Raw genomic sequence first — 17,260 nt, forward strand, 5'->3', positions numbered from 1 at the left:
GTCCGCGGCGGGCGAGGGGAGCAGCACCATGAGGTCGAGCAGGAGACTGGTGGGCGGCATCGCCGCCGTGTCGCTGGCACTGGTGGGAGTGGGGGCCGCAGGTGCGGTCGCCGCGCCCGGGAAGCCGGGCGAGCCGGGCACGCCGGGTCCGAGGTACACGGCGGGCGCTGCGGGCGTCGGCGACGCGTACTTCCCCTACGCGGGCAACGGCGGATACGACGTGCTCCACTACGACCTCGACATCACGTACACCCCGCCGGCACCGAGCCCGGCGCCGCTCGAGGGCGAGTTCCACGGCGTCGCCACGATCGACCTGGTCCCGACGCAGGACCTCGATCGGTTCAACCTCGACCTGCGCGGCATGGACGTGCTCGCGCTGAGCGTGAACGGCAAGGCCGCGGCATCCGTCGCCCCACCCCTCGTCGGCGACGAGGTCGACGGCGCCGCCTACTGGCAGGTGCAGGACGACGCCGCGCGCGTCTGGGAGCTCACCGTGCAGCCGCGGCCGAAGCTCAAGGCGGGCGCGCAGGTGCAGGTCGTGGTCGAGTACGGCGGCACGACGACCCGCCCGCTCGACATCGAGGGCGCGCTCTACGGCTGGGTGACCCAGCGCGACGGCGCGATGGTCGTGAGCGAGCCCGAGGGCTCGATGACCTGGTACCCGGTGAGCGACCACCAGACCGACAAGGCCAGCTACTCGTTCGAGATCACGGTGCCCGAGGGCAAGGTCGCGGTCGCGAACGGCCTCCAGCCGAAGCCCGAGGAGACCGCCGACGGCTGGACCACCTGGTACTGGGACGCCCCCGACCAGCAGGCCAGCTACCTCACCACCGCCTCGGTCGGCGACTACGACCTCCGCGACGTGTACGAGTCGACGAGCGGCGTCCCGATCATCGATGCGGTCGACACGAAGCTGAGCGACTCGCGACTCGCGACCACGAACGCGAGCCTCGACCGGCAGGCGGACATGATCGACTTCTTCGAGTCGAAGTTCGGCCCCTACCCGTTCGTGGCCTACGGCGCGATCGTCGACAACGACTCGGTGGGCTACGCGCTCGAGACGCAGACCCGCCCGGTCTACTCGTCCCAGGCGAGCGAGGGCACCGTCGCGCACGAGGCCGCGCACCAGTGGTTCGGCAACGCGGTGAGCCCCGAGCGCTGGCAGGACATCTGGCTCAACGAGGGCTGGGCGACGTACGCCACCTGGATGTGGAACGAGGAGCGCGGCCTCCGCACTGCGCAGGAGTCGTTCGACACCTGGTACACGCCGACGCGCACGCAGGCGTACTGGAACGTCCAGATCGGCGACCCGGGCCCGATGGGGCTCTTCCTGACCCAGGTGTACAACCGAGGTGCGGGGACGCTGCACGCGCTCCGACTCGAGGTCGGCGACGACGCGTTCTTCGCCGCCGCGCAGCTGTGGCTGGAGCGCTACGACGACTCCGCCGGCACGTCGGAGGACTTCCAGGACGTCTACGAGGAGGTGTCGGGAGCCGACCTGGACGCGTTCTTCCAGGTCTGGCTGTACGACCAGCAGAAGCCGACCCTCTGACCCCACGACCCCCCGCAGCGCCGAGTACGGCGGGTGCGGGCGCTCAGCGACCGGCGAGCGCCCGCACCGACTCCGGCACCGGCGTGCCCGGCGGGGTCCCCTCGGCGGCGATCGGCTCGCCCCACGTCGCCGCGAGCGGCACGACGCCGGTCCACGGCACCGGCCCCGTCGCATCCGCCGGCTCGTCGCCCGGCCCGCCCGCGCGCACCTTCATGACCACGTCGTCGAGCGGCAGCCGCAGCACGCGGGTCGCGGCGCGCTCCTTGCGCGTGTTGCCGCGCACCTCGGTCGTGCGCCCGGGCAGCAGGCGCTCCGACAGCGCGAGCAGCGCTCGCTCGTCGTCGTCGACCGGCTCGAGGCATCCGTAGACCACCGCGCTGCGGTAGTTCATCGAGTGGTCGAACAGCGTGCGGGCGACGACCATGCCGTCGAGGGCGGTCACGGCGAAGGCGACGGTCGCGCCGGACGCGGCGGCGCGCAGCGCGAACCCTCCGCCGGTCGACCCGTGCACGAGCACGTGCTCGCCGTCGCGGGCGTACGCCATGGGCACGACCACCGGCTCCCCGTCTACCACGGCCGCGAGATGGCCCACGAGCTGCTCGTCGAGCAGGCGGTGCAGGGCGGTGCGGTCGACGACCTGGCGATCGCCGAGTCGACGGATGCGGCGGGGCGGAGCGGATGCGGGCATGCGACCAGCCTCTGCGTCAGACTGGTCTCGTCGACAGTCCAGTCGACGACTGTTCGAGCAGACCAGTGAGGTACCCGTGGACGGACCCATCCTCGCCATCGCGGCCGACGACGCACGCCCCGTCGGCCGGCAACTGGTCGACGGGCTGCGCGCGGGCATCCTCGGCGGCGGGCTCCGGGCGGGCGACCCGCTCCCGTCGACGCGACGGCTGGCAGACGAGCTGGGCGTGTCGCGCAGCACGGTCGTGGCGGCGTACGAGCAGCTCGCGGGCGAGGGGTACCTCGAGACGCGGCAGGGCGCGGCGACCCGCGTGGCCGACCTCGGCGCCCACCGCACGTCGGGTGCGGCGCGCCCGCGCGAACGCGAGGCGCGCGACAGGGCCCCGGCCGGCCGTGGCGCCCGCGCAACCCCTCCCGCGCCCCGAGTCGCGCCGCTGCCGGCGAGCGAGCCCCGCGTCGAGGTCGACCTCCGCCCCGGCCGGCCGTCGACCGCGCGCATCGACGCTCGCGCGTGGCGATCCGCCTGGCGCGCGGCCGCGGCGGCGCCCATCCCGTCCGATCCGCCGCCGGCGACCGGCGAGCCGGCGCTCCGCGCCGAGCTCGCCGACCACCTGCGCGTCGCGCGCGGCATCTCGTGCGACGCCGACGACATCGTGGTGACCGCGGGCACCTCCGAGGCGCTCGCGCTGCTCGCGACCGCGCTGTGCCGGGTCCGCACCGAGACCGGGCCGCGCGTCGCGGTCGAGGACCCGGGCTATCCGGACGGTGCGGCGGTACTGCGCGCGCACGGCGCGCAGACGGTGCCGGTCTCCGCGGACGACGACGGGCTCGACCTCGCCGCGCTCGCGGCCGCCGGGCCGGTCGACGCCGTCATGGTCACGCCGAGCCATCAGTACCCGCTCGGCGGCCGGCTGCCGGTGGGCGACCGGCTCGCGCTGCTCGACCAGGCCGCGCGCGACGATGCGATCGTGCTCGAGGACGACTACGACTCCGAGTACCGGCACACCGGCGCCCCGCTGCCCACGCTCACCTCGCTCGACGCCGACGGGCGCACGGTGCTGGTCGGCAGCCTGTCGAAGGTGCTCACGCCCTGGCTGCGGGTCGGGTACCTGGTGCTGCCGCCGGCCGGGGCGCGATCGGCGGCCGCACGCGCGCTGCGCGCAGCCGTGCTGGCCGTGCGGTCGGCGGAGGACGGCCCTGTGGCCGGCCCGGTGCAGCTCGCGGTCGCGCACCTGCTCGCCTCGGGGGCGCTGCGTCGCCACATCGCCGCGACCCGGCGCGAGTACGCCCACCGGCGCGGACTCGTGCTGGCCGCGCTCGACGACCTGCCCGGGGCGCGCCTGCACGGCCTCGACGGCGGACTGCACGCGGTGCTCGAGCTGCACTCCGAGGCATCCGCCCGCCGACTCGTGACGGACCTGGCGGCCGACGGCGTCGTCGTCGCGCCCCTCGCCGACTACGCGGCGAGCGCCCCGCCCCGCCGGCACGGCATCGTCGTGGGCTACGCGGGCGTCACCGACACCGCGCTCGCGCACGCGCTCGCCCGCATCCGCGCGCGAGCGGGACGGGCGGCACGGGCGGCACGGGCGGCACGGGCGTAGGATTCGAGCACTCCTCAGGAGCGCCGGCCGGCGGGGGCCGACCGGCAGCCGGGCGCGGCCACCGCGCCCACGGTCCGAAAGGGCTGACGATGACGATTCCCACGAGTCCGACGGCCGCGGCCGCGGCCGCGGCCCGGTACGGGCGGAGCGCCAGGCGAACGGCGGGACGGGCCGTCCGGCAGGGCGTGCCGCTCGCGGACCAGGCGAGCCTCGCGGCATCCGACCGCGACCCCATCGCGACGCTCGAGCGGCAGGCCGCCTCGCGGGTCGCGTCGCTCGTCGCGATCCGCCACGGGCGGATGGCCGCGTCGCCGATCGCGTTCTACCGCGGCGCGGCCGCGCTCATGGCGCACGACCTGCGGCGCGAGCCCGACTCCGGCATCGCGACGTGGCTGTGCGGCGACGCGCACCTGTCGAACGTCGGGCTGTACGCGTCGCCGGAGCGCGAGCTGATCGTCGACGTGAACGACTTCGACGAGACCGCGCCCGGCCCGTTCGAGTGGGACCTGAAGCGCATGGCCGCGAGCTTCGAGATCGCCGCCCGCGCTCGCGGGTTCGACGATGACGAGCGCAGCGGCATCGTCACGACGGTCGTCACGGCCTACGCCGGCGCGATGGGGAAGCTCGCGAGCGCGCCGCGCCTGCACCTCGCCACCGAGCGCGTGAGCGCCGCCGACCTGCTCGCCACGACCGCACTGGACCTGCCGCCCGAGATCTCCGAGCGGGTGGCCGGCGTGATCGCGAAGGCGCACCGGCGCGACAGCCGGCAGGCGGCGCGACGACTCACCGAGGTGGTCGACGGCGAGCCGCGCTTCCGGTCGGAGCCGCCGCTGCTCACCCCGCTGCGCGACGTCGCCGCCCACGCGGGCGTCGCCGAGCAGGACGCCCGCGACCTCCTCGCGTCGCTGCTCGAGCGGTACCGGGAGTCGCTCGATCCCGATCGCCGGCAGGTGCTCGACGGGTACGCGTTCGTCGACGCGGCGATGAAGGTGGTGGGCGTCGGCAGCGTCGGCACGCGCGCGTGGGTCGTGCTGCTGCGCGGCAACGGCCGGCGCGACCTGCTGATGCTCCAGGCGAAGGAGGCGCAGCAGTCGGTGCTCGAGTCGAGCGCCGGCCCGAGCGCGTTCACCCACCAGGGCGAGCGCGTGGTGCGCGGACAGCGCATCATGCAGGCGCTGAGCGACGTGCTGCTCGGCTGGCTGACCGCCGAGGGCGTCGATGGGCAGCCGCGTGACTTCTACGTGCGGCAGTTCCGCGACTGGAAGGGGTCGGCGACGCCGGAGATCATGGAGCCCGCGACGATGCACCTGTACGCGCAGTACTGCGGCGCGCTGCTCGCCCGCTCGCACGCCCGCGGCGGCGACGCGGCCACGATCGCGGGCTACGTCGGTCGCGGTCGGGGGCTCTCCCGCGCGCTCGTGGCGTTCTCGAGCGCGTACGCCGACCGCACCGAGGCCGACCACGCCGCGCTGCTGGACGCGATCGCGAGCGGGCGGGTCGACGCGGTCGACGCGTGAGCGCACTGCCCATTCGCGGGGAACGGGCGTACACTCGCGTACGGAAACGCCCACCACGGGGCATCCGGAACGGAAGGAGAGGACCATGCAGACCGTCGAAGTCGCGCGCCTCGCCGACCCCCTTCCCTCGGAGGCCTCCCGCTAGACACCGGCGGCCTCCACGTTCCTGGAGACCCCAATTGTCTGGAGAAGACCTCGCGCCCTCCGGCGCACCCTGGCCCGTGCTCGCGTTCGATCAGTTCGAACCCGGCGACGGGCAACGCTGGTCCACGTGGCCGGCGACCACCCCCACCGAGCGCGGCCCCGAGCCGCGGCCCGGCTGGATCGTGACCTCGGCCTCGGCCGTCGACACCGAGCTCGGCATCGTGAAGTCGGGCAAGGAGGCCGACGTGTTCCTCGTCGAGCGCGCCGTGCCCGGCGACCCCAGGCAGCGCGTCGTGCTCGCCGCGAAGCGGTACAAGGCCGCCGACCGCTCCGACTTCCGCCGCTCGGGCGTCTACACCGCGGGTCGTCGCGAGAAGAAGACGCGCGACACCCGTGCGCTCGCGCGCGGGTCCGCCTACGGCCGCGCGCTCGCCGCCGGTCGCTGGGCGGGCGCCGAGTTCGCCGCGCTCTCGGAGCTCTGGTCGGCCGGCCTGCCCGTGCCGTACCCCGTGCAGGTCGCGGGCACGGAGCTGCTCATGGAGTTCGTCGGCACCGACGGGCGGGCCGCTCCCCGGCTCGCGCAGGCGCACGCCGAGCCGCACGAGCTCGGCGACTGGTTCGAGCAGGTGCGCGCACTCGTGCTCGCGTTCGCGCAGGCGGGCTACGCGCACGGCGACCTCTCGCCGTACAACCTGCTCGTGCACGACGGTCGCGTGGTCGCGATCGACCTGCCGCAGATCGTCGACGTGGTCGGCAACCCGAACGGGCTCGACCTGCTGCACCGCGACTGCGTGAACGCGTGCGCGTGGTTCCAGCGCCGCGGGCTCGCCGACGCCGACCCCGAGCTGCTGTTCGGCGACGCGGTCGCGGTCGTGTTCGGGTAGGCGGGGGCGAGCGGATGCCTCGGGGCCACGCGCGCTCCGAGGTGTCCGCACCCCTGCTGCCGTTGACGCGGGTTCCGCGCTAGCCTGCACCCACCCGTACGTCACCACCCGTTCACCCGAAGCAGCGAGGCTTCCGCACATGACCCAGCCCCCGGTCCTCCCCCGAACGACACGGCCACCGCCGAGCCCGGCGCCGAACAGGCTGGGCGCCCGCGCGGCGCGCTCTCCTGGGCGCTGTGGGACTGGGGCTCCGCGGCGTTCAACGCGGTCGTCACGACGTTCGTCTTCACGGTCTACATCACGAGCTCGAGCTTCGGCGAGCCAGGCACCGTCGAGGCGCAGCTCGGGTGGGCGCTCGCGGCCGCGGGCCTGCTGATCGCGGTGCTGGCGCCGGTGATGGGCCAGCGCTCCGACAACCGCGGGCGCCGCAAGCTGTGGCTCGGCGTGAACACCTACATCGTGGTGGTGCTCACCGCCGCGATGTTCTTCGTGCAGCCGGCGCCCGAGTACCTGCTGCTCGGCCTCGTGCTGCTCGCCGCCGGCAACGTGTTCTTCGAGTTCGCGGGCGTCAACTACAACGCCATGCTGAACCAGGTCTCGACCCCCGCCTCGATCGGCCGCGTGAGCGGCTTCGGCTGGGGCATGGGCTACGTGGGCGGCATCGTGCTGCTGCTCATCGTGTACTTCGGCTTCATCTCCCCCGACGTGGGCCTGTTCGGCGTGACCGGCGAGAACGGCATGGACATCCGCATCACGGTGCTCGTCTCGGCGGTCTGGTTCGCCGTGTTCGCGTTGCCGGTGCTGCTCCGCGTGCCCGAGTTCCGCCCGCCGGCGTCCGCCGCGCGCGAGCGCATCGGGTTCTTCGCCTCGTACGGTCGCCTCGGCCGCGACATCGCACGCCTCTGGCGCGAGCGCCGCAACGTGGTGTGGTTCCTGCTGGCCAGCGCGGTCTTCCGCGACGGGCTCGCGGGCGTGTTCACGTTCGGCGGCGTGCTGGCCGCATCCGTCTTCGGGTTCTCGGCCGGCGAGGTCATCATCTTCGCGATCGTCGCGAACGTCACCGCCGGCGCGTCGACCATCGCGGTCGGCGTGCTCGACGACCGCCTCGGCGCGAAGCCCGTGATCATCACGGCGCTCACCGGGCTCGTGGCATCCGGGCTCATCGTGTTCTTCCTCCACGACGGCGGGCAGCTCGTCTTCTGGACGGCCGGGCTCGCGCTCACGCTCTTCGTCGGACCCGCGCAGTCGGCGAGCCGCACGTTCCTCGCACGCATCATCCCCGCCGGCCGCGAGGGCGAGGTCTTCGGGCTGTACGCCACGACCGGGCGGGCCGTGAGCTTCCTCGCGCCGACCATGTTCGCGCTGTTCGTCACGATCGGCGGGGAGCCCTACTTCGGCATCCTGGGCATCGTGCTCGTGCTCGCCGTGGGGCTCGCGCTGCTCATCCCGGTGAAGGTGGAGGCGAAGGCGCTCGACTGACACGCGCGCGTCGCGTCGCCGCGCCGCCTCGCGTCAGCACAGGTGGCACGGATGGGGGTTCCGCTTCGGTACTGTGAACATCCACGATCCTTCCGCGGCACCGCCGCAACGAACGAGAGGGCGGCGGTCACCTCGTGACGACGAAAGAGCTCGACGACCGGCGCAAGCAGCGCCGTCGCATCCGCACGGTCGGGTACCTGGGCGTCATCGCCGCGTGGGCCTTCTCCGTGGGCATGGGCGTGCTGCTCGAGCCGCCCGAGTGGGTGCGCATCCCCGCGCTGTTCGTGCACCTCATGTCGCTCGTGGTCGGCCTCGGCGCCGTGGTCATGGTCGAGTGGCACGGGCTGCTCTGGGCGACCGGCTGGAGCACCGTGCGCGAGGTCGTGCAGGCCGACAAGACGCTCATCCTGCCGATCTGGGCGGGGCTCGCCGGGCTGCTGGCGAGCGGGGCGCTGCTCGAGCCGTCGCTCGAATCGCCCCTGACGGTGATCAAGCTCGGCTGCGTGCTCGTGCTCTCGCTGAACGGCGTCGCCCTCACGCGATGGACGTGGGAACTCGGGCGATTGCCCGCGAAGGCGTCGTTCCACTCGCTTCCGTTCCGTCTGCGCGCATGGTTCATCGGCAGCGGCATCGCGTCGCAGCTGGCGTGGTGGACCGCGGTGTTCATCGGGATGTGGAACTCGACCGCCTGAGTGCGGGCGCGCGCTCCCAGACCTGAGAATCCGTCGGGAGCGGCTGGGAACCCCCGAGACGGGGCGCATTCCCTTTGAGCCATGGGCCGGGCTGCCGATATGCTCGCCTTCAACCCCTGCCGACCCTTCGCGAGGACCCCCCGATGCCCTCTGGCGAGACCCCCGTCCAGCACGCCGCCGCACCTGCGCCCCGGCGCTGCGAGGTGTGCGCGTGAGCGGGTCCGTTCCCACGCGGCGCGGGTCGCGCCGTGAGCAGCGCGAGGCCGCGCGTCGTCGGCGACGGCGGACGACGGTCATCATCGCGGGCGGTGTCGTGGCGCTCCTGCTGATCGGCGGCGGCACGCTCGTGGCCGTGAACCTCCTCGGCGGGGGCTCGGATGCCGTGGGCGAGCCCCAGGTCGCGGCCGACCCGGTCACCTTCCCGCAGGACGAGCCGGCGTCCGCAGACGGCGCCGGTCCCTGCACGACGCTCAACGTGCTCTCCTCGTTCGAGAACGCCGAGATGGTCCAGGAGCTCGCGAACGGCTACAACGCCCAGCCGCGCGACGTCGACGGGGCGTGCGTCGACGTGATCGCCACGAAGGACAAGTCCGGCATCTCCGCAGAGGATGCCGCCGAGGGCTTCCCCGACCTCACCGACGCCGAGCGGCCCACCGTGTGGATTCCCGACGCGGCATCCTGGCTGTCGGTCGCGCGCGACGCGGGCGCCGGCGACATCGTGCCCGAGTCCGGCACGACCATCGGTGCATCCGACATCGTGCTCGCCATGCCCGAACCGCTCGCCGACGCCATCGGCTGGGACGAGGACGCACCCACGTGGGACGAGGTCTTCACCGCGTCCGAGGACGTGCAGCTCTGGGCCGACCTCGGCCACCCCGAGTGGGGCGGGTTCCAGCTCGGCAAGACGAGCCCCGTCGTCGCCAGCTCCGGCGAGGCCTCGATGCTCGTCTCCTACGGCAGCGCGTCGGGCTCGGTCGCCGACCTGTCGGTCGCCGAGGTCGAGGACGCGGACGTCACCCAGACGGTCCGCGAGCACGAGCTCGCCGTCAGCCACTACATGGCGACGCCCGAGCACTTCCTCTGGCACGCGCGCCAGGCCGAGGAGCGCGGCGGCTCGGCCGCCGAGTTCCTCTCGGCGGTCATCGTCGACGAGAAGTCGGTGTGGGACTACAACCGCGGCATCGTCAGCCGCGACGGCGTGACCCGCGTCGAGGACGAGCCGCCCGCCGAGAAGCTCGTCGCGATCTACCCCACCGACGGCTTCTACGTGGCGGACAACCCCGCCGTCGTGCTCACCGCCCCCTGGGTCTCGGAAGCGCAGCAGGCCGCCGCTGCCGACTTCATCCGCTACGCGGGCACCGAGCAGGGCCAGCAGATCGTGCGCGACTACGGCTACCGCGACCTGAACGGCGTGCTGAGCGACGAGGTCGCCGAGGTCGGCAACCTCGAGCCCGCACCGGTCGGCGTGCTGCCGTTCCCCGAGCAGGACGTCGTCGTCGCGGTGCACGAGGCGTTCCCCGACGTGCGCAAGCGCGCGAACGTGCTCTTCCTGATCGACGTCTCGGGCTCGATGGACGACGTGCTCGAGAGCGGCCAGACGCGCCTCGAGGGCGCGAAGGACGCGATCACGCTCGCACTGGATCACTTCGCAGCGGGCGACGACATCGGCCTCGCCGCGTTCTCGTCGGGCGGCGACGGCGTCATGACCCCCGGCCTCGTGAGCCCGGTGCAGGACATCGGCGACTCGCGCGATGAGTTCCTCGCAGCGCTCGACGGGCTCGAGGCCGTGGCGTACACGCCGTTGTACGAGGCCGTCGACACGTTCTCCCGCGACCAGTCACAGGCGTACGACCCGTCACGCATCAACGCGATCGTGCTGCTGAGCGACGGCACGAACAACACGGCGGTGCCGACGACGACCGAGGACGAGATGCTGGCCACGCTCGACGAGGTCTCGCACACCCTGCTCGTCTTCACGCTCGCCTACGGTGCCGACGCCGACGTCGAGGCGCTCCAGGCGATCTCCGGTGCGACGGGCGCGCACTACTACGACGCGACCGACCCGCTCGAGGTCGAGGACGTGCTGGGCGACCTGGTCACCAGCTTCTGACCCGCTTCGCGCGGTGGCCACGTGGTGGTCGCGCGCAAGCGCATGTACAGTGACATGCATCATGGGCATGGCTGAGGACGCAGGCGGGCGCGACGCGGACGCCGTGCGCGCGGTCGAGACGGCACTCGAGGAGATCCGACTCCTCGGCGGCCGGCGTGGGCGCCTCGAGCACGCCGGCCCGAGGCACGAGCGCGGACACGACGGCCATGCCCACCGCCACGGCGGCGGGCGCCTCGCCGGTGTCGCCCGCGGCCGCGTGCTCGGCGCGCTCGCCCGCGCCGACCGCCCGCTCTCCATCGGCGAGGTCGGCGAGCTCGTGGGCGTCGACCAGCCGCGCGCGAGCCGCCTCGTGCAGGCGCTCGTCGATGCCGGCCTCGCCGAGCGCACGGCCGACCCCGCCGACGCCCGACGCAGCGCGATCGTGGTGAACGACGCGGGCCGCGAGGCGCTCGCGACGGCGCAGGCCGCGCGTCGTGCCGCGATCGCGCGAGCGCTGGAGGGATTCGACGAGAGCGAGCGCGAGCGGTTCGCCGAACTGCTCGGGCGGTTCGCCGCGGCCTGGCCGCGCGACTGAGTCGCCGGGCTCGCGTGCAGCGGTGCGGCGAGGCATCCGCTCGCCCGCCCGCGACCGCGCGCTCAGCCCTCGACGACGAGCGCCAGCGTCGTGTCGCCGCACGCGTGCACGCGCCCGACTCCGCCGAGCTCACGGGTGCCGCCGATGCCGTCGAGCACGTCTCGAAGTCCCTCGAGGCGCAGCACCGTGCCGACCGCGCGCTGCGCATCGGTGGACGCGACGACGCGCCCGCGCGCGTTCACGACGGTGCAGACGAGCCCGGTCGCGTCGATCACCGGCAGGAGCGCGGACTCCAGCTCGCTCACGTAGACGTCGGCGCCCACGACGCCGATCATCTCGCCGTCGACGTGCACGGGCACCGTGATGGTCACGGTGTAGGCGTCGGTGCAGAGGTAGTCGACGTAGGGCCCGGTCAGGTGCCGACGGCCGGTCGCGCTCGGGACGCGCCACCACTCCAGGGTCGTGTAGTCGCGGAAGCTCTCGGCTTCGGGGTCGACGACCGCCTCGAGGCGGCGGATGGCGGGCTCGCGCCCCTCCAGCCCGAACGTGTTCGCGTCGCCGAGCCACCAGGCGAGGTGCCAGGGCGCGTCGGCGAGCAGGCCCGGTGCGGCCACGAACCCGGCTCCGGTCATGAGGGAGTCGGGGTCGGCCAGCACACCGGTCGCGAATCGCTCGACCACGGCGTCGAGTCCCTCGGCCAGCGGCGTGACCCGGTCGGCGACGTGCGCGGCGACCTCGTCGCGCCAGGTTCCGATCAGGGCGAAGAGGCCGTCGACGGTCTCCGCGATGCGCGCCGCCGCGGCGTCCGTGTCCAGCGTCGTGCTCGTGCTCACGTGTTCGTCCGCTCCCGCCTGGTCTTCTCGTCGATGAGCCACGCGATCGCCTCGCCGATCCAGGCGGCGGTGATCCGCCGGGCGCGCTGGGGGTCGAGGGCCTCGATCGCGTCGATCGTCTCGTCGCGCACCACGCGGCTGCGCTCACGATAGTCGGTGTCGCGCAGGCACATCCACAGCAGCGGTCCGAACTCGGCCTGCAGGCGCAGCTCCTCGTGCACGAGGCGCGCCGACTGGCTGAGGGCGGCGACGTCGAGCCGGAAGCGCCCGTGCCCACGTCGGGCGCTCCCCGCCGAGTTCGGGTCGATGGAGGCGGCGAGCGCCCGCAGGCTCGCCACGTCGTCCTCGGTCGCACGGTCTGCGGCGAACTCGGCGGCGGTGCCGGCGATCGCGGTGTAGTGGGCGGCGAGGTCTCGGATGTCGATGCGGCTGATCGCGGCGAGCCGCTCGTCGACGACCCGATCGGATGCCGCGGGGTCGAAGGTCACGAAGCTGCCACCCTCGCGGCCGCGTCGGGTCTGCACGAGTCCGCGTTCGCGCAGCGCCTCGAGCGCTTCGCGAGCGGTCACGACGGCGACGCCGAGGCGGCGTGCGAGCTCGGCCTCGCTCGGCAGCTTCTCCCCGTCGCGCAGCACGCCGAGCACGATCGCGTCGCCGATGCGCTGCTCGACCCGGTCGGCGCGGCCGACGGCGTCGAGCGGGGCGAACACCACGGCGCGCGTCACGTCGGGAAGCCTCGTGAGCTGCGGCATCCGACCCCCATCCGGAAGATGTGACACGACCGTAACACGCAGGCCTCGCGGGTTTACATATGGCTCCATATGATTCTTTCCATCCCACCGAAGGAGGCCCACGTGGACGCAGCAACGCCCGCCATCCGGCTCCGCGCGCTGACCAAGGAGTTCGGCGCGCTGACCGCCGTCGACGGCGTCGACCTCGACATCCAGCCCGGCGAGTTCTTCTCGATGCTCGGCCCGTCGGGCTCCGGCAAGACCACGGTGCTGCGCCTCATCGCCGGCTTCGACCGGCCCACGAGCGGCACGATCGAGCTGTTCGGCACCGACGTCACCGAGCGCGCGCCGTTCGACCGCGACGTCAACACCGTGTTCCAGGACTACGCGCTGTTCCCCCACATGTCCGTGCTCGACAACGTGGCGTACGGCCTGCGCGTGCGCGGCGTCGGTCGGCGCGAGCGGCTCGCCCGCGCCCGTGAGGCACTCGCCTCGGTGCGCCTCGCCGACTTCGCCGAGCGGCGGCCCGCCCAGCTCTCGGGCGGGCAGCGCCAACGCGTCGCCCTCGCCCGGGCGACGGTCGTGCAGCCCAAGGTGCTGCTGCTCGACGAGCCGCTCGGCGCCCTCGACCTGAAGCTGCGCGAGCAGATGCAGGTCGAGCTCAAGCAGATCCAGCGCGAACTCGGCATCACGTTCATCTTCGTCACCCACGACCAGGACGAGGCGCTCACCCTGAGCGACCGCATCGCGGTCTTCAACGCCGGCCGCATCGAGCAGCTCGGCACGCCGGCCGAGCTCTACGAGCGGCCCGCCTCGCGCTTCGTCGCCGACTTCGTGGGCACCTCGAACCTGTTCGACGCCGCGCTCTCGAGCGCCCTGCTCGGGCGCGACGGCGAGCACTCGGTGCGCCCGGAGAAGGTGCAGATCGCGCGCGGCGACGCGACCCCCAGCGGTGAGCACCGCGCCGAGGGCACCATCACCGAGCTCATCTACACCGGCAGCGCGACGCGCATCGTCATCGACCTCGACGCCGGCGGGCGCATCACCGTGCTCGAGCAGAACGACCAGCACCGCGGCGACGCGGACGCGCGCGGCGACCGCGTGGTCGCCGCGTGGCGGGACGCCGACGTGGTCGCGCTCGCGGCCGCCCGCGACCCGCAGCCCGAGGCATCCGCCCGCCCCTGACCCCACCGGCCCGCACCACCCGCACCACCCGCACCACCCACCGCATCACACCAAGGAGAACGAGAGAATGACACGCATCACGCGCCGCGCATCCCGCGTCGGCATGACCGCGCTGGCGGTCGCATCGGTCGCCGTGCTGACCGCCTGCGGCACGACCTCCGGGTCGAGCGACGGCGGCGAGGCCGCGACCGAGCTCGGCGACTACGAGGGCCAGGTCTCCCTGCTCGCGTGGCCCGGCTACGTCGAGGACGGCTCGAACGACCCGAACGTCGACTGGGTCACCCCGTTCGAGGAGGCCACCGGCTGCATGGTCACGTCGAAGACCTACGGCACCTCCGACGAGGCGTTCAACCTCATGAAGACCGGGGAGTACGACGTGGTCGCTGCGTCGGGCGACGCCACCCTGCGCCTCATCGCCGCCGGCGACGTGGCCCCCGTCAACACCGACCTCATCCCGAACTACGAGGGCATCTACGACTTCCTCAAGGAGAAGGAGTGGAACTCGGTCGACGGCGTCGCCTACGGCGTTCCCCACGGCTACGGCGCGAACCTGCTCATGTACAACACCGACGAGGTGACCCCGGCCCCGACCTCGTGGGACGTCGTCTTCGACGCGGCGGCCGACTACGACGGCAAGGTCACGGCGTACGACTCGCCGATCTACATCGCCGACGCCGCGGTCTACCTCATGGCCCACCAGCCCGAGCTCGGCATCGAGAACCCGTACGCCCTCGACGAGACCCAGTTCGCAGCAGCGGTCGACCTGCTCAAGCAGCAGCGCGAGCACATCGGCGAGTACTGGAGCGACTACCTGAAGGAGATCCAGGCGTTCGAGACCGGCGACTCGGTCGTCGGCACGACCTGGCAGGTCATCCAGAACGTGCTCGCCGCGTCGGGTGCGACGACCGACGTCGTGCTGCCCGACGAGGGCGCGACCGGCTGGTCGGACACCTGGATGATCGCCTCCGAGGCCGAGAGCCCGAACTGCGCCTACGCGTGGCTCGACTACATCGCCAGCCCCGAGGCGAACGCCGCGGCGACCGAGTACTTCGGCGAGGCGCCGTCGAACGAGGCGGCCTGCGAGTTCCGCTCGGAGGGCTCGTGCGAGGCCTACCACGCCGGTGACGAGGAGTACGCCTCGCAGATCTGGTACTGGACCACCCCGATCGCCGAGTGCGTCGACGGCCGCACCGACGTCGAGTGCGTCGACTACGCGGGCTGGACGACGGCCTGGCAGGAGATCAAGGGCTAGACGGATGCCCCTGGGGCGGCCCGTCACCCGACGGGCCGCCCCACCCCGGGGCATCCGCCCCACCCCGACCCCGATCCGCTCGAGGAAACGATGACCACGACCGACGCCCCCGCCCCGGCACGCGGCCGCACGCCCGTGCCCGCGCCGCGCGACACGTTCGCCCGCCGCGGCTCCGTCTACCTGAGCACCCACCCGCGAGCACGCCTCGCGCTGCTGCTCTCCGCGCCGCTGTTCTGGCTCGGGCTCGTCTACATCGTCGCGCTGGCCGCGCTGCTCGTCACCGCCTTCTGGAGCGTCGACAGCTTCACGGGCCAGATCTCGACCGAGTTCACGCTCGACAACATCATCACGGTCGTCACCGGGTCGCTGTACCAGACCGTCACGCTGCGCACGCTCGGCGTCGCGCTCGCGGTCACCATCATCGACGTCGCACTGGCCCTGCCGATCGCATTCTTCATGGCGAAGGTCGCCTCGCCGCGGTTGCAGCGGGCCCTCGTCGTCGCGGTGCTCACGCCGCTGTGGGCGAGCTACCTGGTCAAGGCGTACGCCTGGCGCTCGGTGCTCTCGCAGGACGGCATCCTCGAGTGGCTCGTCGCGCCCCTCGGCCTGCACACGCCCGGCTACGGGCTGCCGGCCACGATCATCACGCTCTCGTACCTCTGGCTGCCCTACGTGATCCTCCCGATCTACGCGGGGCTCGAGCGGGTACCCGACTCGCTGCTCGAGGCATCCGGCGACCTGGGCGGGTCGACCTGGCAGACGATCCGGCTCGTGGTGCTGCCGATGGCGATGCCCGCGATCATCGCCGGCACGATCTTCAGCTTCTCGCTCTCGCTCGGCGACTACATCACGGTGAACATCGTCGGCGGCGCGAACCAGATGCTCGGCAACCTCGTCTACACGAACGTCGGCGCGGCGAACAACCTCCCGCTCGCGTCGGCGATCGCGCTCATCCCGATCGTGATCATCTTCGGCTACCTCTTCCTCGTGCGTCGCACCGGCGCCCTCGACAACCTCTAGGAGCGATCGGATGCGACTCTCCCGCGCCGCCCGCGTCACCCTGGGCGCCCTGACGACCCTGATCCTCGTGATCGTGTACGTGCCGCTGTTCGTCGTGCTCGTGAACTCGTTCTCGACCAGCACGAGCCTCAGCTGGCCGCCGCCCGGCTTCACGCTCGAGTGGTGGGGCCGTGCGTTCTCGAGCGCCGGCGCGCTCGAGGCGGTGCTCACGAGCGTGCAGGTCGCGGTCATCGCGACGATCATCTCGCTGGTGCTCGGCACGCTCATCTCGCTGGCGCTGCAGCGCTTCTCGTTCTTCGGGCGCGACGCCGTGAGCCTGCTCGTGATCCTGCCGATCGCGCTGCCCGGCATCATCACCGGCATCGCGCTGAACAACTTCTTCCGCACCATCATGGGCGTGCCGCTGTCGATCTGGACCGTCGTGATCGCCCACGCCACCTTCTGCATCGTCACGGTGTTCAACAACGTGATCGCCCGGTTGCGGCGGCAGGGCACGAACCTCGAGGATGCCTCGGCCGACCTCGGGGCGGGGGTGTGGACCACCTTCCGGCTGGTGACCTTCCCCCAGCTGCGCTCGGCGCTGCTCGCCGGCGGCCTGCTCGCGTTCGCGCTGTCGTTCGACGAGATCATCGTGACGACGTTCACGGCCGGGTCGGGGGTGACCACGCTGCCGATCTTCATCCTGAACAACATGTTCCGGCCGAACCAGGCGCCGATCGTGGCGGTCATCGCGGTCGTGCTGGTGCTCGTCTCGATCATCCCGATCGCGATCGCGCAGAAGCTGTCGGGGTCGGAGCAGCAGCGGCGCTGACCGGCGCGACGGGTCGCGGCGGGGCATCCGCTCGGCCCTTGCTCAGATGAGCACGGATGCCGCCTGAGCTGCGCATCGGTGCGGTTCACGCAGATGTAACTCGGCGTCTCTTCCGGACGACACGGGCCGCGGCCTAGTCTCTCCCTCGTTCGGGGGACACGCGTGCCCGCGGACTTCGGAAGCCGGAG

At 72.7% G+C, this 17,260-nt stretch carries 15 protein-coding genes; 12 read left to right on the plus strand and 3 right to left on the minus strand.

The window, feature by feature from the left end; genetic code table 11:
* Positions 1-49: 49 nt before the first annotated feature.
* On the plus strand, positions 50-1,552 hold the full coding sequence (locus QUE38_RS07120) for a M1 family metallopeptidase (RefSeq protein ID WP_286311085.1): 1,503 nt from the start codon (positions 50-52) through the stop codon (positions 1,550-1,552).
* 43 nt (positions 1,553-1,595) lie between these two features.
* Here the strand turns inward: QUE38_RS07120 and QUE38_RS07125 are convergent, their stop codons facing one another.
* The gene (locus QUE38_RS07125) at positions 1,596-2,240 is read right to left on the minus strand and encodes a pyridoxamine 5'-phosphate oxidase family protein (RefSeq protein WP_286311087.1); all 645 of its coding nucleotides are present in this window, start codon (positions 2,238-2,240) and stop codon (positions 1,596-1,598) included.
* Positions 2,241-2,316: 76 nt separating this feature from the next.
* Here QUE38_RS07125 and pdxR point away from each other — a divergent pair, with 76 nt between their 5' ends.
* The 7 genes from pdxR (at position 2,317) to QUE38_RS07160 (ending at position 11,240) form a co-directional block, all read left to right on the plus strand.
* The gene (pdxR, locus tag QUE38_RS07130; RefSeq protein ID WP_286311090.1) at positions 2,317-3,840 is read left to right on the plus strand and encodes a MocR-like pyridoxine biosynthesis transcription factor PdxR; all 1,524 of its coding nucleotides are present in this window, start codon (positions 2,317-2,319) and stop codon (positions 3,838-3,840) included.
* An 89-nt stretch (positions 3,841-3,929) separates the two neighbouring features.
* On the plus strand, positions 3,930-5,357 hold the full coding sequence (locus QUE38_RS07135) for a DUF2252 domain-containing protein (RefSeq protein ID WP_286311092.1): 1,428 nt from the start codon (positions 3,930-3,932) through the stop codon (positions 5,355-5,357).
* A 221-nt stretch (positions 5,358-5,578) separates the two neighbouring features.
* Entirely contained in the window at positions 5,579-6,385 is an 807-nt protein-coding gene (locus QUE38_RS07140) for a serine protein kinase RIO (protein WP_286311093.1), read from the plus strand.
* 84 nt (positions 6,386-6,469) lie between these two features.
* Positions 6,470-7,864 carry an MFS transporter gene (locus QUE38_RS07145; RefSeq protein WP_433996969.1) on the plus strand — a complete coding sequence of 465 codons (1,395 nt, stop codon included), beginning with the start codon at positions 6,470-6,472 and terminating at the stop codon, positions 7,862-7,864.
* A gap of 134 nt (positions 7,865-7,998) precedes the next feature.
* Positions 7,999-8,556 carry a hypothetical protein gene (locus QUE38_RS07150; protein ID WP_286311095.1) on the plus strand — a complete coding sequence of 186 codons (558 nt, stop codon included), beginning with the start codon at positions 7,999-8,001 and terminating at the stop codon, positions 8,554-8,556.
* A 211-nt stretch (positions 8,557-8,767) separates the two neighbouring features.
* Entirely contained in the window at positions 8,768-10,666 is a 1,899-nt protein-coding gene (locus tag QUE38_RS07155) for a vWA domain-containing protein (protein ID WP_286311098.1), read from the plus strand.
* Between the two features lie 67 nt (positions 10,667-10,733).
* Complete coding sequence (locus tag QUE38_RS07160; protein WP_286311099.1) at positions 10,734-11,240, plus strand: MarR family winged helix-turn-helix transcriptional regulator; 507 nt, start codon at positions 10,734-10,736, stop codon at positions 11,238-11,240.
* A 62-nt stretch (positions 11,241-11,302) separates the two neighbouring features.
* Here QUE38_RS07160 and QUE38_RS07165 read toward each other — a convergent pair whose 3' ends face one another.
* Positions 11,303-12,073: a cache domain-containing protein gene (locus QUE38_RS07165; protein ID WP_286311101.1), complete on the minus strand. Its 771-nt coding sequence runs from the start codon at positions 12,071-12,073 to the stop codon at positions 11,303-11,305.
* The gene (locus tag QUE38_RS07170; RefSeq protein ID WP_286311103.1) at positions 12,070-12,798 is read right to left on the minus strand and encodes a FadR/GntR family transcriptional regulator; all 729 of its coding nucleotides are present in this window, start codon (positions 12,796-12,798) and stop codon (positions 12,070-12,072) included. The genes QUE38_RS07165 and QUE38_RS07170 overlap by 4 nt, the downstream gene beginning before the upstream one ends.
* A 96-nt stretch (positions 12,799-12,894) precedes the next feature.
* On the opposite strand from QUE38_RS07170, the gene QUE38_RS07175 reads away from it, so the two are divergent.
* From QUE38_RS07175 to QUE38_RS07190, 4 genes are all read left to right on the plus strand, one after another.
* Positions 12,895-13,989: an ABC transporter ATP-binding protein gene (locus tag QUE38_RS07175; protein WP_433996955.1), complete on the plus strand. Its 1,095-nt coding sequence runs from the start codon at positions 12,895-12,897 to the stop codon at positions 13,987-13,989.
* Between the two features lie 67 nt (positions 13,990-14,056).
* Positions 14,057-15,241, plus strand: coding sequence for an extracellular solute-binding protein (locus tag QUE38_RS07180; protein ID WP_286311106.1), 1,185 nt, complete (start codon positions 14,057-14,059; stop codon positions 15,239-15,241).
* A gap of 90 nt (positions 15,242-15,331) precedes the next feature.
* Positions 15,332-16,261, plus strand: a complete 930-nt coding sequence (locus QUE38_RS07185; RefSeq protein ID WP_286311109.1) for an ABC transporter permease — start codon at positions 15,332-15,334, stop codon at positions 16,259-16,261.
* Positions 16,262-16,271: 10 nt separating this feature from the next.
* The gene (locus QUE38_RS07190; RefSeq protein WP_286311111.1) at positions 16,272-17,072 is read left to right on the plus strand and encodes an ABC transporter permease; all 801 of its coding nucleotides are present in this window, start codon (positions 16,272-16,274) and stop codon (positions 17,070-17,072) included.
* Positions 17,073-17,260: the final 188 nt, after the last annotated feature.

Origin of the sequence: Agromyces mangrovi, from assembly GCF_030296695.1 — a bacterium.
In the GTDB taxonomy this organism is placed as follows: Bacteria; Actinomycetota; Actinomycetes; order Actinomycetales; family Microbacteriaceae; genus Agromyces; species Agromyces mangrovi.